The sequence below is a fragment of the Pedobacter psychrotolerans genome (assembly GCF_004340665.1).
GTDB lineage: Bacteria > Bacteroidota > Bacteroidia > Sphingobacteriales > Sphingobacteriaceae > Pedobacter > Pedobacter psychrotolerans.
In genome coordinates this window covers 1-15478 of sequence record NZ_SLWO01000005.1, presented here as the reverse complement: position 1 = coordinate 15478, position 15478 = coordinate 1, and the positions used below count along the sequence as shown (strand labels likewise).

At 37.1% G+C, this 15478-nt stretch carries 18 protein-coding genes; 11 read left to right on the top strand and 7 right to left on the bottom strand.

The features are described 5' to 3' along the window. Position 1: 1 nt before the first annotated feature. Genes EV200_RS13150 through EV200_RS13135 form a run of 4 tightly spaced genes read left to right on the top strand, consistent with a single transcriptional unit; the run spans position 2 to position 3318 of the window. Positions 2 to 991, top strand: coding sequence for a UDP-glucuronic acid decarboxylase family protein (locus EV200_RS13150; protein ID WP_132533358.1), 990 nt, complete (start codon positions 2 to 4; stop codon positions 989 to 991). Between the two features lies 1 nt (position 992). Then, complete coding sequence (galE, locus tag EV200_RS13145) at positions 993 to 2015, top strand: UDP-glucose 4-epimerase GalE (RefSeq protein WP_132533356.1); 1023 nt, start codon at positions 993 to 995, stop codon at positions 2013 to 2015. After that, positions 2016 to 2573, top strand: coding sequence for a hypothetical protein (locus tag EV200_RS13140; RefSeq protein ID WP_132533354.1), 558 nt, complete (start codon positions 2016 to 2018; stop codon positions 2571 to 2573). A gap of 7 nt (positions 2574 to 2580) precedes the next feature. Beyond that, complete coding sequence (locus EV200_RS13135; protein ID WP_132533352.1) at positions 2581 to 3318, top strand: tyrosine-protein phosphatase; 738 nt, start codon at positions 2581 to 2583, stop codon at positions 3316 to 3318. Between the two features lie 25 nt (positions 3319 to 3343). On the opposite strand, the gene EV200_RS13130 is transcribed toward EV200_RS13135, so the two are convergent. After that, positions 3344 to 4573 carry an ABC transporter permease gene (locus EV200_RS13130; protein ID WP_132533350.1) on the bottom strand — a complete coding sequence of 410 codons (1230 nt, stop codon included), beginning with the start codon at positions 4571 to 4573 and terminating at the stop codon, positions 3344 to 3346. A 102-nt stretch (positions 4574 to 4675) separates the two neighbouring features. Next, complete coding sequence (locus EV200_RS13125) at positions 4676 to 5029, bottom strand: HesB/IscA family protein (protein WP_029286505.1); 354 nt, start codon at positions 5027 to 5029, stop codon at positions 4676 to 4678. Between the two features lie 93 nt (positions 5030 to 5122). Between EV200_RS13125 and EV200_RS13120 the strand changes: the two genes are divergently transcribed. From EV200_RS13120 to dnaA, 3 genes are all read left to right on the top strand, one after another. After that, positions 5123 to 5653, top strand: a complete 531-nt coding sequence (locus EV200_RS13120; RefSeq protein ID WP_132533348.1) for a DUF7935 family protein — start codon at positions 5123 to 5125, stop codon at positions 5651 to 5653. A 317-nt stretch (positions 5654 to 5970) separates the two neighbouring features. After that, a complete protein-coding gene (locus EV200_RS13115; RefSeq protein ID WP_208864548.1) occupies positions 5971 to 7512 on the top strand; it encodes an acyl-CoA mutase large subunit family protein in 1542 nt (513 codons plus the stop codon). 453 nt (positions 7513 to 7965) lie between these two features. Beyond that, on the top strand, positions 7966 to 9396 hold the full coding sequence (gene dnaA, locus EV200_RS13110; protein WP_029286510.1) for a chromosomal replication initiator protein DnaA: 1431 nt from the start codon (positions 7966 to 7968) through the stop codon (positions 9394 to 9396). Positions 9397 to 9512: 116 nt separating this feature from the next. Here dnaA and EV200_RS13105 read toward each other — a convergent pair whose 3' ends face one another. The 5 genes from EV200_RS13105 to EV200_RS13085 form a co-directional block, all read right to left on the bottom strand. Continuing rightward, entirely contained in the window at positions 9513 to 10079 is a 567-nt protein-coding gene (locus tag EV200_RS13105; RefSeq protein WP_132533335.1) for an NUDIX hydrolase, read from the bottom strand. A gap of 23 nt (positions 10080 to 10102) precedes the next feature. Next, a complete protein-coding gene (locus tag EV200_RS13100; RefSeq protein WP_132533332.1) occupies positions 10103 to 10489 on the bottom strand; it encodes a hypothetical protein in 387 nt (128 codons plus the stop codon). A gap of 74 nt (positions 10490 to 10563) precedes the next feature. Beyond that, positions 10564 to 11340 carry a TPM domain-containing protein gene (locus EV200_RS13095; RefSeq protein WP_132533330.1) on the bottom strand — a complete coding sequence of 259 codons (777 nt, stop codon included), beginning with the start codon at positions 11338 to 11340 and terminating at the stop codon, positions 10564 to 10566. A gap of 3 nt (positions 11341 to 11343) precedes the next feature. Beyond that, positions 11344 to 11787 carry a TPM domain-containing protein gene (locus EV200_RS13090; protein WP_132533328.1) on the bottom strand — a complete coding sequence of 148 codons (444 nt, stop codon included), beginning with the start codon at positions 11785 to 11787 and terminating at the stop codon, positions 11344 to 11346. Positions 11788 to 11869: 82 nt separating this feature from the next. Beyond that, positions 11870 to 12451, bottom strand: a complete 582-nt coding sequence (locus EV200_RS13085; RefSeq protein WP_029286517.1) for a LemA family protein — start codon at positions 12449 to 12451, stop codon at positions 11870 to 11872. A gap of 224 nt (positions 12452 to 12675) precedes the next feature. On the opposite strand from EV200_RS13085, the gene EV200_RS13080 reads away from it, so the two are divergent. From EV200_RS13080 to EV200_RS13070, 4 genes are all read left to right on the top strand, one after another. After that, positions 12676 to 14217 carry an NAD(P)/FAD-dependent oxidoreductase gene (locus EV200_RS13080; RefSeq protein WP_132533326.1) on the top strand — a complete coding sequence of 514 codons (1542 nt, stop codon included), beginning with the start codon at positions 12676 to 12678 and terminating at the stop codon, positions 14215 to 14217. Between the two features lie 33 nt (positions 14218 to 14250). Then, on the top strand, positions 14251 to 14478 hold the full coding sequence (locus EV200_RS13075) for a hypothetical protein (RefSeq protein WP_132533324.1): 228 nt from the start codon (positions 14251 to 14253) through the stop codon (positions 14476 to 14478). Positions 14479 to 14574: 96 nt separating this feature from the next. After that, positions 14575 to 14715 carry a hypothetical protein gene (locus EV200_RS21780; protein WP_165877930.1) on the top strand — a complete coding sequence of 47 codons (141 nt, stop codon included), beginning with the start codon at positions 14575 to 14577 and terminating at the stop codon, positions 14713 to 14715. A gap of 29 nt (positions 14716 to 14744) precedes the next feature. Continuing rightward, positions 14745 to 15104 (top strand): CoA-binding protein, encoded by a 360-nt coding sequence (locus tag EV200_RS13070; protein ID WP_132533322.1) that lies wholly within the window; start codon positions 14745 to 14747, stop codon positions 15102 to 15104. The last annotated feature ends 374 nt before the right edge of the window (positions 15105 to 15478 follow it).

The window sequence follows — 15478 nt, the reverse complement described above, 5'->3', positions numbered from 1 at the left end:
AATGAGTCAAAAAAGAATTTTAATCACAGGTGCGGCCGGATTTTTAGGCTCTCATCTTTGTGATCGTTTTGTAAAGGAGGGTTATCATGTTATCGGAATGGATAACCTGATCACGGGTGATTTGGCCAATATTGAGCACCTCTTCAAATTGGAAAACTTTGAGTTTTACAATCACGATGTTTCCAAATTTGTACACGTTCCAGGCAAGCTTGATTATATTCTTCATTTTGCTTCGCCGGCCAGCCCGATTGATTACCTCAAAATTCCAATACAAACCTTAAAAGTAGGTTCTTTAGGTACCCATAACTTGTTAGGCTTGGCTAGAAATAAAGGCGCAAGAATGTTAATTGCTTCAACGTCTGAAGTATATGGCGATCCAAGTGTAAACCCACAGCCAGAAGAATATTGGGGAAATGTAAATCCTGTGGGCCCTCGTGGTGTGTATGATGAAGCCAAACGTTTTCAGGAGGCCATTACCATGGCATATCATACTTTTCATGGAGTAGAAACCAGAATTGTTAGAATTTTTAATACTTATGGTCCAAGAATGCGCCTAAATGATGGCCGTGTTTTACCTGCATTTATTGGTCAGGCTTTAAGAGGAGAAGATTTAACTGTTTTTGGCGATGGTAGTCAAACCCGTTCGTTTTGTTATGTTGATGATTTAATTGAAGGTATTTTTCGCTTACTAATGAGTGAATATGCTCAACCTGTCAATATTGGTAATCCGGATGAAATTACCATTAAACAATTTTGCGAAGAAATTATCAAACTTACAGGTACCTCACAAAAAATAGTTTATAGAGAGCTTCCTCAGGATGATCCTAAACAAAGGCGGCCAGACATTACCAAAGCCCAGCAAATTTTAGGATGGGAACCAAAAATAGGCCGTGCAGAAGGTTTAAAGATTACTTATGAATATTTCAAATCTTTACCTGCTGAAGCATTAGAAAAAATCGATCATAAAGACTTTACCACATTTAACCGTTAAGATGTCAAAAATATTAGTTACCGGTGGAACAGGATATATAGGTTCTCACACCGTTATAGAATTACACAAAGCAGGTTATGAAGTTGTCATTATAGATAACTTATCAAACTCAAATATTAAAATTTTAACTCAGCTACATACCATTACAGGCAAGTGGTTTGATTTTAATGAAATTGATCTTCAGGACGAAAATACTGTGAAAGAATTTGCAGCTGCCCATTCAGATATTACAGGGATTATTCACTTCGCCGCATCTAAAGCGGTTGGCGAATCTGTTGAGCAACCTTTAAAATATTATAAAAATAATTTTTACGGCTTAATCAACCTACTCACTTCGTTCAACAGAAAGATTGATTTTGTATTTTCTTCATCCTGTACAGTTTATGGCCAGCCTGATAGCTTACCCGTTACGGAGGCCGCTCCGGTAAAAAAAGCAGAGTCGCCATATGGTAATACCAAGCAAGTGGCAGAAGAAATTTTAGCAGAGACTGCAGCAGTAACACCTGAATTAAATGTTATCGCATTACGCTATTTTAATCCAGTAGGTGCGCATGAAACTGCTTTAATAGGCGAGTTGCCAAATGGTGTTCCTGCTAATTTAGTGCCTTTCATTACGCAATCTGCTATTGGTAAACGTGGACCAATTACGGTTTATGGGAATGATTATAATACCCCTGATGGTTCTGCCATCCGTGATTATATCCATGTGGTAGACCTGGCAAAAGCGCATGTAGCGGCGATTAGAAAATTAGAGAAAAAAGAGACTTCTTCAAATTATGACGTTTTCAATATCGGAACCGGTAAAGGATCTTCAGTTTTGGAAATCATTTCTGCTTTTGAAAATGTTAATGGAGAGAAACTTGATTATAACCTTGGCCCAAGAAGGGCTGGTGATATTGTACAGATTTATGGTGATGTTACCAAGTCTAATCAGGAACTGGGTTGGAAAGCTGAACTTGATATTAATGAAATGATGCGTTCTGCCTGGGAGTGGGAAAAATATATTAAGGCTAACCCTTTTTAAATGAAATTATCCGAGCACAAAGATTTAAAAAATGCAATAACAGACCTGCCTATTAAGGAAAAAGACAGGTTGTTATTGCGTTTAATTGCAAAAGATAAAGTGCTTACAGAACACCTTCATTATAAATTACTGGAGGATGAGTCAGATCTGGAGAACCGGAAAGAAAAGATAAAAGCTGATGTAGAAGAGCAGCTTGTTGATTTAAAAAAGCTAAATGCGAAGGAAGCTTTGGTTAAAGTAAGGAAGATGATTACAACTGTGAATCATTTTTATAAGGTTACGAAAGATCCGATTGGCGAAGTTGAACTGAAGTTATATATATTAAACATCGTACCATTCGACTATCGTAAATCAACCCTTGGTTATCGGGATTACATGATTTTATTTTCTACGTTTTATTTAAAAACTGTAGCAGTAACCATCAATAAATTCAATAAATTACACGAGGATTTGCAGTTTGATCTGAGTGAAAACTTAAATAACTTGCTCACTAAAATCTATTCCTCTAAATTAGCTTCATCCGCTGAGGCATCAAATCTTCCCAAAGAAATAAATTAACACGGTGATGTTCGGATTATTCAAGAAAAAGAAAATAGTGCCTGAATTTAATTTCTCCAATATTGGTGTAGATATGCATTCGCATATTATTCCGGGGATAGATGATGGCGCACAAACTTTGCACGATTCTATTTTATTGGCTAAACGTTTTAAAGCGCTGGGCTTTAAAAAGCTAATTGCAACACCACATATCATGGCTGATTATTTCAGGAATACACCTGATACCATTAATCGCGGATTAGACATTTTAAGAAAAGGTTTGGCAGACATACAGCTTGATTTGGAAGTGGATGCCGCCGCCGAATATTATTTAGATGAAACCTTAGAAAAAAAGGTTAAACAGAAAGAAGTGTTAACCTTTGGGAAGCAATATCTTCTTTTTGAACTTTCTTATATTAATGCACCGCAAAACTTATTTGACTTTATCAAAATCATACAAGATGCAGGCTACACACCCGTATTAGCACATCCTGAGCGTTACCCTTATTTTTACGGTTCTATAGAAAGTTATTACCGCATTAGAGAAACAGGTTGTCAGCTTCAAATGAACTCCATTGCCTTAACCGGATACTATGGTTCTGGAGCAAAAAGAGCAGCAGAGGAGATGGTGGAGAATCATTTGGTAAATTTTATTGGCAGTGATATGCATCATTTGAAACATGCAGATGCACTTGAAGAAAGTTTGAATACCCCTCTTATGCAAAGACTGCTAAGTCAGCACCAGCTAAATAACGTATTGATTTAAATTTTAGCTGTTAGTTAGCAGGTTATTACTCATATCTTAAGGCCTCAACAGGATCTAAACGTGAGGCTTTTTTTGCCGGATAATATCCTGAAAGAATTCCTACACCAACACATAATACAAAGCCGCCAAGAATAAATGCCCAAGGAATAAGGAAAGCTCCACCCATGGCTAGTGATATGATATTGCCCAGAACAATGCCTAAGAATATCCCCAATGCGCCTCCCATTAAACAGATCACCACAGCTTCAATTAAGAATTGACGGCGTATTACTTTTGGATTAGCACCAATTGCTTTTCGGATTCCAATTTCTCTCGTACGCTCGGTTACAGAAACTAGCATAATATTCATTAAACCAATGGAAGCACCAATAAGTGTGATAATTCCTATCGCTATACCGCCAACTGCAACAAAAGCCAGGTTCTCAAACAGTGTTTGTGCAATGGCATCACTCTTTGTAATTTCGAAGTTATTGGTTTCATTTATTTTTACCTTTCTGATATTTCTAAATAGGGCAGTAGATTCTCCAATAACATTTTCCTGATGGTTATTGTCAGATACCATCACCGTAATGGTATACGAAGGATTGGCATTTGCGTTAATTTGCTTCGCTTTGAGTAAAGGTACATAAACAGCTCTATCACCACTAAAGCCCATACTAGAACCTTTTTTCTCTAATACCCCAATAATTTTAAAACGGTTGTTCCCTACGTTAATTAATTTATCCATCGGGTCAGCATCTTTAAAAAGTCTGGTAACCACTTCACCACCCACAATGCATACGTTGCTTCCCATTTTTACTTCTGAAGCACCAAAATTCCTTCCTTCAGAAAGATTTAATCCCTGAGATGCCAAACCATTTTCATCAATACCCTGAACATTAATATTGGGATTGGTTTTTAAATTCCCGTATTTAACTGTAGAACCACCACTGGCGACAACACTCACTGCAACTGTAGCCGGTGCATTTAAACTGTCTTTAAATTTAACAGCATCTTCATATCTGATGGCCTTGAAAGGTTTAGGCCTTTTGCCATTTCCAATCCTAATCCCAGTACCACGGTTTCTAATGGTAAATGAATTTGCACCCATACTGCTAAAGGCATCCGTCATACTTTTTTTAACAGCATCAAGAGTAGTGAGGATTCCAACCAGGGCCATTAATCCAATTGCAATAATCAAAGCCGTAAGCATGGTACGCAAACGATTACCCTTAATGGATTCAAGTGCCAGTCTGATGTTTTCTCTGTAATTCATTTAGTGTAGCGGTAAGCGTTTGGCTGACGAAGCCTGTAAAAATAAAAAAAGTCCCGATGTTTAGACAAAGGGACTATACTTTATGTTACAATAATATTTTTTTTATGCAGAGAAGCTTGTTCCACAACCACAGGTACTGGTTGCATTAGGATTTACAAAGGTAAAACCGCGAGAATTTAAACCATCCTGCCAGTCAATCATCATTCCCATCAGGTACATTTGATGGGCCTTATTCATGAAAACTTTAATGCCATCAATAAAAAACTCCTGGTCGCCTTCTTTTTTCTGGTCGAAGCCTAAAATATAGTTCATTCCAGCGCAACCACCACCTTCAACGCCTACACGTAAACCATAATCTTCTCCAATCTCCTGCTGATCTTTTAATTTATATAGTTCTTTAGATGCTCCCTCAGAGAAAGTAACCGGTGCAAATGTGGTATCAACTGTTGTGCTCATGTCTATTTAAATTTTATCTATCACAAATATAAATAATAATGTACATTTTTGCTTTCAGCGGTTCGTTAAAATTACCGTAATTAAACAATACCTATGAATAGTCAACAGATTTTAACTGACATTGTTATATTATTTGCAGGCGTTTTTATTGCCCTGATGGCGGTATATTATATTTTAAAAAATGATATACAGCGGTTTTTTAATTTAAAAGAAGTGGAACTGAATAAAGAAAGCAGAGCACATCTTTTGCCGCTGCGTTTACAGGCGCATGAGCGGTTAATTATTTTCACTGATCGGATTAATCCAGCCAACCTGCTGGTACGTTTACATCAACAAGGAATTGGCATTTCGACACTTCAGGCTGGCATACTAAACGAAGTGAAATCTGAGTACCAACACAACATTACACAACAATTGTATGTAGATAGTGTTACCTGGAGCGTTGTTCGGAAATTAAAAGATGATACTATTGGGATGATCAACAATGCTGTTAGCGGTTTGCCTGCAGATGCAAATGGAATAGAATTAAGCAAAGCAATTTTGACCCATATGGCAAGTATTGATGAAAATCCTTATGATTTAACAATTGAATTGATTAAGAAAGATATTCAAAAAATGTTCTAGTCGGGAAGATGTGGAGGTGTTGGTTTGGAAGTTGAGAAGATGATTAGTTGGGAAGCCGCATGGCATTAAATATTCAGCATTTACTTCATAAAGTATCAGGTATAGTATTTGTAGCTAAAAAACCAACCTGTAAACAGTACCAGGAAGATGGCTGGCATTTAATTTTAAATCGGTTAATTAAGAAGGTATTTTTACGGTATTTAATGCAAATCAAATACATCAATAGATCTGAACTGTTGTTCACCTAACCCCCTAACCCCCTAACCCCCTAACCCCCTAACCCCCTAACCCCCTAACCCCCTAACCATATTTCTGCTATGAAACATACCACAACCTCCGGAATCGAAATTAAAGAACTTTACCTTTCAGCTAAGCCTATGGAAGAAAAGCCTGGCGAATTTCCGTTTACAAGAGGAATTCAGAAGGATATGTATCGCGGGCGCTTATGGACCATGAGGCAGTACGCAGGTTTTTCTACCGCTGAAGAATCTAATAAAAGGTACCATTATTTACTGGCACAGGGAACTACGGGTTTATCTGTAGCTTTTGATTTGCCTACGCAGATCGGCTATGATTCAGATCATGAAATGGCTGATGGTGAAGTGGGTAAAGTTGGTGTGGCTATTGATTCATTGAAAGATATGGAAATCCTTTTTGATGGAATTCAGCTGAAGGATATTACTACTTCCATGACCATAAATGCTACTGCGTCTATTTTACTGGCGATGTATATTGCGCTAGCTAAAAAACAGGGAGCAGATTTGAAGCAAATTTCAGGAACCATTCAGAACGATATTTTGAAAGAATATGCCGCAAGAGGAACATACATTTATCCGCCTAAGCCCTCTATGCGATTGATCACTGATATTTTTGAATTCTGCAGTCAGGAAGTTCCAAAATGGAATACCATTTCCATTTCTGGTTATCATATTCGTGAAGCAGGTTCCAATGCTGTACAGGAGCTTGCTTTTACATTGGCGAATGGAAAAACATATCTTAAAGCTGCTATTGATAAAGGATTGGATATCAATATTTTTGCGAAAAGACTCTCATTTTTCTTTAACTGTCATAACAACTTTTTTGAGGAGATAGCCAAATTTCGGGCCGCCAGGAGGATGTGGTCGAAGATTACCAAAGAACTCGGAGCTACTGATGAAAAGGCACAAATGTTACGTTTTCATACCCAAACAGGAGGCTCCACATTAACTGCCCAGCAGCCGCTCAATAATGTAATCAGGGTAACGAATCAGGCCATGGCAGCTGTGTTAGGCGGAACACAATCCCTGCATACCAATGGTTATGATGAGGCACTTTCATTACCAACAGAAGCTGCTGCAAAAATAGCCTTGCGTACCCAACAAATTATAGGCTTTGAAAGCGGCGTAACAGATACTGTAGATCCACTGGCAGGTTCGTTTTTTATAGAAAATTTAACCGACGAAGTAGAAGCGGCGGCCTGGAAATACATTGATAAAATTGATGCCATGGGTGGATCAGTTAATGCCATTGAAAGTGATTATATGCAAAATGAAATTGCTCATGCCGCTTATGAATATCAGAAAGAGATTGAAGCAGGTAAGCGAATTTCGGTTGGAGTTAATAGGTTTACACAACCTGAAGAAGGCATCACAGACGTATTTCATATTGATGAATCCATCAGAAAACTTCAATCAGATAAATTAGTTTATTTAAAAAGTACCCGTGACCATATTGCTGTAGAAAAGGCTTTAAAATTGTTAGAAGAAGGAGCAAGCGGAAGTGCTAATCTTATGCCGCTAATTATTGATGCAGTAGAAAAATATGCCACTTTAGGGGAAATTTCAGACGTAATGCGCAAAATTTTCGGTGAGTATAGATAGTAAGGCTAAATGTTTCAGAGGTAGGCAGATTGTTCTAAAACCCAATTTCATTTAGCTTAAAATTTCATAAGCATTGAAGTAAATGTATGCTTGTTAATCATGGTGAATTTACCCTCTTAATAATCAGTGGATTGGGTTTTTTGAAGGATAAAACATACAAATCATTAGATAATTGAAACTAAAATGGCTTGGAATTTGCGAGGTGTAAATCAGTCTGATCAGATGAAAATATCAGATTCATTAAATAAAAATGTGGATAATGTATGTTAGTAAATAGTTATCAACATAAAAAATTGAGGTTAACTATGCTAGGGTATTACCTTTCAGTAGGTTACGATTTATTTGAAATTTTTGTTTAAAATGTTGATAATTTTCTCAATATTCGTAGTCCCGAAACGGACCATCCAGTATAGCCGAAATGGCACTGGAAATCAATAAATTATAGAAATCGCAATGGAAAAAACTTGTACTGAAGTGTGGAAGAACTGTCTTCAAATTATTAAGGATAACATCCCGACCCAAAGTTTCAAAACTTGGTTCGAGCCTATAACAGCCCTTAAGTTAGAAGGTAAGGTTTTAACCATACAAGTGCCAAGTTTGTTCTTTTATGAATGGCTTGAAGAACACTATGTAGGCTTGCTACGTAAGACTGTAAAAAAACAACTTGGAGATGATGGCAGGTTAGAATATAATATCGTGGTTGATAAATCATCAAATAGCGGTAATCCATATACTACAAACATGCCCTCAAATGGAAACGGAGCAGAGGCCAAGGTACAGTCTATGCCAATTCCTGTTTCGATTAATAAAGACATTAAAAATCCATTTATTATTCCTGGATTAAAGAAATTAAATGTTGATCCACAATTAAACGCTAATTACACTTTTGAAAATTATATTGAAGGAGATTGCAACCGTTTAGCCCGTTCAGCAGGTTATGCTGTAGCCGCTAAACCAGGTGGTACATCATTTAACCCATTAATGATTTATGGTGGTGTAGGTTTAGGTAAAACTCACCTTGCCCAAGCAATTGGTAATGAAATTAAACGCAGCATGCCAGATAAACTGGTAATTTATGTGAGTTGTGAGAAATTCTGTCAGCAATTTGTAGACTCGTTAAAGAACAATACCATTAATGACTTCGTTAACTTTTACCAGGCGATGGATGTGATCATTATGGATGATGTACATAACTTTGCGGGTAAGGAAAAAACACAGGATATTTTCTTCCACATCTTTAACCACTTACACCAATCAGGCAAACAAGTTATTTTAACTTCTGATAAAGCACCTAAAGATTTAGCTGGTTTAGAAGAACGTTTATTAAGTCGTTTTAAATGGGGCTTATCTGCAGATTTACAAATTCCTGATTTGGAAACGCGTATCGCGATTTTAAGAAAGAAAATGTATGCCGATGGTATTGAGCTGCCTGGCGAAGTAGTAGAATACGTTGCACACAATATTGATAACAATGTTCGTGAATTAGAAGGAGCAATGGTTTCCTTACTGGCACAAGCTACCTTAAATAAGAAAGAGATCGATTTAGCGTTAGCTAAGCAGATGTTAAAGAATTTTATTAAAAATACAACGAAAGAAATTTCGATGGAATATATTCAGAAATTGGTATGTGAGTATTTTGAAGTTCCGGTTGATATGGTTAAATCTCAAACCCGTAAACGCGAAATTGTACAGGCACGCCAAATTTCCATGTATCTGTCTAAAAGCCATACCAAATCATCATTAAAAACTATTGGTGCCTTTTTTGGCGGTCGCGATCACAGTACTGTAATTTATGCTTGCCAAACAGTTGAAGATTTAATCGATACAGACAAGAAGTTTAAAGCTTACGTACACGATATTCAAAAGAAATTAAAAATGAGCTAACACAAGCATGGGTAAGAGATCTGGTAAAGACTCCTATTCCAATTGCTTAACATATAAAAAAGGTGCTGATTTGATTTCAAATCAGCACCTTTTTTATTAATAAATTTTCTTTTGTTTTATTGTTCTTCAAACTCCATCTTTTCAAGTTCAGCGAATCCGTAATGTAGTGCCGCAACATGAATACACTGGGCAATTTTATTTTCCTTTAGCAATTGTTTTACCTCATCGATGGTATACTCTTCCACATTCAGGATTTCATGCTCATCCAAATGTTGCTCATGGGTTTTAATTCCGCCAGTAAGCAAATAAGTGAAAGTTTTATTATTTGCCGTAGCTGGATTTGGATAAAGTTCTGCAACGAGCTTACAGGTTTTGAAAGTATAGCCTGTTTCTTCCATTAACTCTCTTTTTACACCAGCTTCCGGGCCCTCGTTACCATCTATTACGCCACCCGGAACTTCAAGAGATACAATGTCTGCACCATGACGATATTGACGAACCATAATCATTTTCCCTTCTTCAGTTAAAGCAATAGCAGTGGCCCAATCAGGATATTCCAAAACAAAATAATCATCTTTAATTATTCCATTTGGCAGTCGCACCTCATCTACCCGTAATGTTGCCCACTTCTCTCTCACTAAATATTTAGAGGCAAGTTTTTGCCACTTTTCAATCCTGGTCATAAATTGTTATTCAAAATTGTAAATCAGATATATTGCTGTATAGTTTTCTGGCGATGTAAATTAACCAAATGCACAATCTTATGCTGATCTGCTAAATACTGATAAACCAGATTCAGTTTTGGTGCAATAATCTGATTCCTTTCGGTGCTAATTCCAAGTTCATAATAAAGAAACTCACTTAAAGAATCTAATTTCTCAGGTGGAAAATCGCATTTTTCCAACCATGTTTCGAAAGTAGTGTGCTCTTCGCTTTCCAATATATCAATTGGCAAAGTAAAGCTATTCTCCATCGTTTCATTAAATATCTCTTGAGCATCCTTTAATTTGCCTTCCAGTTTTAGGCCCATTATTCGAGCTAAAACCTCAGCAAGTTTCTGGATTTCTGATGTAATTAAATCTTTCCTATACATTATATGGTCATGTTTTTATTTAAAGTTAAAATGCTCGTATAATATAAAAAGTGTTGAACATTCCAAACTAAAGACTACCAGCTTCCGCTAGATCCGCCACCGCCAAAACTACCTCCTCCAAAGCCACCAAATCCACCACCACCAGAAGATCCTCCGCCACTGCCCCAGCCACTGTTTCCACCGCTACCGCCACCACTTCCAAAAAGCATTCCCCAGAATAATGCATTTGATGCGCCACGGCCACCAATTACACTTCCACCACCACCGCCACCTTTACGGATGATAATGATGATAATGACCACGATGAAGATCACAATAGAGATACTCCCAATGCCTCCTTTTTTTGAAGATGAAGCTTTAGGACTATCATTCTTATATTCACCTTTGGTATATTTTATAATTGAAGTTGTACCTGCATCTAATCCGGCATAATAATCCCCAGCTTTAAAATTTGGCTTAATATCATTATCTATAATACGTTTGGCATAAATATCAGGTAGTGCACCCTCTACTCCATAACCAGTTTGTATAGAGATTTTTCTATCGCCAACGGCCACAACAATCATGATACCATTGTTTTTGCCACTTTGCCCAACACCCCATTTCCGGCCCAGTTCTACAGCATATTCATTAATGTCATAATCACCAACCGATTTTAATATTGCAATTGCAATTTGTGTAGAAGAAGAATCATTGAACGCAACAAGCTTGCCTTCCAGCGCCTGTTTTTGATCAGCAGAAAGGACATTGGCATAATCGTTAACCAATGTATTGGGCTTTTCAGGGAAATCTTGTGCAAAACCAAAAGTAAATAAACAGCTGAATAACGATAAAAGGAATAATTTTTTCATTGCTTATTTATTTTCAGGTTTATCCATATATACAATATCATTTGGCAATTCATTGATGTCTCCTTTTTGCGGAGGGAAGAATAAAGCTAATTTTTCTCCAGCCAATGCCACTCCTGCAATAATGCCATCCGCCAGGTTACCTTTGGCAAAGTGAGCTGTCATGGCGATTTTAGTAGTCTCCCAAAAATCAGCAGGCACAACTTTATTAATCCCAGAATCACCAATAATGGCAAATTTATGATCTGAATGGGCGAGATATATCAGTACGCCGTTTCTTAAGGACGTTTTATCCATATCTAGTTTTGTAAAATATTCTATGGCTTTTTCGTAAGGATCACCTTCACAATGTTTATCTATGGCAATTCTTAATTCACCCGAGGTTGCTTTCTCCGCATCTGAAATGGCCTGAGCGATTTTATCTTGTTCAATATCTGAAAATAACGACATGATTTTATTTTAATTGAAGTAAAAAGGGTAATGTATGTTTACAATTAAACACACACTACCCTTAAATATTTTGGTTCTGGTTTTAAAATTCTACTTTAGGTGCATCTTTTGCAGTGGCATCTGCTTCAAAATATCCTTTAGGTTTAAAACCAAACATGCCTGAAGTTAAATTTGTTGGGAATGATCTGATTTTTCCGTTATACTCTTGTACCGCATCATTGAAGTCTTTTCTGGCAACTGTAATTCTGTTTTCAGTGCTTTCTAGCTGCGCTGATAAATCACTAAATTGCTGTGTTGCTCTTAATTCAGGATAAGCTTCTGTAATTGATAATAATTTACCCAATGCCTGACTTAATTGTCCTTGTGCGGCCTGATATTTTTGAATGTTTTCTGGCGTTAAATCATCTGCATTCACCGTCATTTGTGTTGCTTTTGCACGGGCTTCAGTTACGGCAGTTAATGTTCCTTGTTCAAATTTAGCTGCACCTTTAACCGTGCTAACTAGGTTTGGAATTAAATCCGCCCTTCTCTGATATTGAGTTTGTACGGTTCCCCATTTTGATTTTACATTCTCATCAAGCTTAACCATGCTGTTATATCCGCATGAACTTAAAGTAGTAACTGCAATTACAGCAGCTAAAATCCCAAATACTAATTTTTTCATTTTTATGGTTTTATCTTTTGTTGTCAACTGATTATATTTCAATTTACGAATGAGATTACAAAATCCGTTCCTTTGTTACAATTTAGGTGAAAAACATGACAAGTTGTATGCAAAGTATGCGTTATTTACAATAATCGGCAAAGATTGCCAGTTGAAACCTTTGCTTAAATACTGGATTTTCTATTTATCTTTGTATTAATTCAGGATAAAAACCTGACTTTTACATGCAAAAAGAGATCGAAATTACATTGCTTCCTCATCAGGTAGCACAATCCGAAATAATCAAAACCAAGCTTGCCGAAACTTTAAAAGTGTCTGAAGATCGTATTAGGGCATATGATATTTTGAAGCGCTCGATAGATGCCAGATCACGAAAGGTTATTTTTCGAATGTTGGTTAAAGTTTTCGTTGACGAGGAACCTCAGCTTGAAATCCAGACCATTCATTATCCAAATGTTAAGGATGCAAAACCAGTCATTATTGTTGGGGCAGGTCCCGCAGGCTTATTTGCTGCTTTGCAATGCATAGAGAACGGACTAAAGCCTATCATTATTGAGCGTGGAAAAGATGTTAAGCAACGCCGCCGTGATTTGGCAGCCATTAATAAACAAGGTTTAGTTAATACTGAATCAAATTATTGTTATGGAGAAGGCGGGGCAGGAACGTACTCTGATGGTAAACTTTATACACGATCTAACAAACGCGGTGATATTAATAAAGTGCTTCAGGCATTTGTAGATCATGGCGCAGAAAAAGATATTTTAATTGATGCCCGCCCCCATATCGGCACAAATAAATTACCACATATTATCACCGCCATCAGAGAAACCATTCTGAACGCAGGAGGGGAAGTGATGTTTGATAGCCAAATGACAGATGTATTAATTGAATTTGGGAAAGTTAAGGGTATAGAAATTAATTTTGAGGAAAAATTATTTGCAGATGATCTTATCCTGGCTACCGGCCATTCTGCCCGGGATGTATATGAATTATTGAACAGAAAAAACATACGTATTGAGGCAAAGCCGTTTGCACTCGGAGTTAGAATTGAGCATCCACAGGAAATTATTGATGTAGCTCAATATCACTGCGACACAAGATCTGAGTTTCTTCCTCCGGCTTATTATAGCTTGGTAGAACAAGTTGGTGCACGTGGTGTGTTTTCATTTTGTATGTGTCCAGGCGGGATTATTGCACCCTGCGCAACAGGCGAAAATGAAATAGTGGTGAATGGTTGGTCGCCATCTAAGCGAAATAATCCGTTCGCTAACTCTGGAACCGTTGTTCAGGTGACTTTGGATGATGTGCTGGGCTATGATCCTTTAAGAATGTTGAACTTTCAGTCTGAGATCGAAAAAATTGCCTTTGAAGCTGGTGGGGGAAATTTAGTTGCCCCTGCACAGCGGATGATAGATTTTGTAAACAATAAACTTTCCATCGATTTACCTAAAAACTCTTACCTCCCAGGAACGAAAAGCGTTATGCTGGATAATATTCTTCCGGAGTTTGTATCTAAGAGCTTAAGAGGTGCGCTTCCATTGTTCGGAAAGAAAATTAAAGGCTACTATACAAATGAAGCAATTTTGGTCGGTGTAGAAAGTAGAACATCATCACCAGTTCGTATTCCGCGAGATAAGGAAAGTTATCAGCATCCTCAGGTAAAAGGCTTGTATCCTTGTGCCGAGGGAGCAGGTTATGCAGGTGGAATTGTAAGCGCTGCTATCGACGGAATTAATTGTGCAAATGCAATCTTGGCTTCCAGATAGCAAACTTTATAATAATCAGATTGTTCTTGTATCATGTTTACTATCATAAATGAAGTTCAAAAAGCCTTTAATGGTGATTCTTGGCATGGAAACCATGTAATGCAAACGCTAAATAATGTCGATCCTGAAAAAGCTTTCCAGCATTTAATCCCAAACGCACATTCTATTGCTGAAATTGCACTACACTTAACTGCCTGGACGGAGGAAGTTACTTCTCGTTTAATGGGTAATCCTGAAGCTGAACCTGCTATGGGTGATTGACCTGTCCCAATAGAAAAAACTCCTCAAGCTTGGGAAAAGATTATTTTTAATTTCAAAACGGCCAACGAAGAACTTATTCGGCACAGTGGAAATATCATGGACGAAGATTGGAACGACTCAGCTAAAGAAGAGCTTGGTGGAGTAGGTGCAGGTGTGACTTTTATGGAACTTTTGAATGGTCTGGTACAGCATCATGCTTATCACTCTGGACAAATCGCATTGCTCTCTAAATTTTAATCAAATATTATCTAAATAATTTAATCCTAATGAAAAAGACATTAATAATAGGTGCATCTCCTGATCCAACAAGATATGCCTACAAAGCAGCACATATGTTAACGCGTTTTAATCACGAAATTATTAACGTTGGTATTAAAAAAGGTGAGGTTGCCGGTGTAGCAATTGAGCAGCCGGATGAAATTCACCAGGATATTGATACGATTACTCTATATATTGGTCCTGCCTTACAACCTCAATACCATGATTATATATTAGAAACTAAACCAAAAAGAGTTATTTTTAATCCTGGTACAGAAAATTATGAATTAGAAAAGTTGCTTAATCAACATGGAATCGAACCATTAGAAGCCTGTACCTTAGTTATGCTCAGTACTGGGCAATATTAATATAGTATATGCCCAAAGGCATCTTTTTGTATCTAAATACAACATCCTTATTTTAGGCTATGAACCAGCCTTTACTTTTAATAGCTATAGTATGCAGCTAACTATATCATATCTTTCCTATCCAAACTCCTTCATTTATTCAGAATCGGCATTTTAATCCGCAATACTCTTTAAATAGTCCTCATCAATACATTCCATAGCCTATATGTTCTTTATGCCTATATGGTCGAAAGCCAATTCGCTGAAAGCATTTAGCTATTAAACAAGCTGTGCAAACAACCATTGCTGTGAAATGTTTTATTTATTTCGATTTTTTCGTGATGATTAACAGGGTCTTATGGTTTTAGGTGATAAAAGAGAGTTGATAGGTTTGC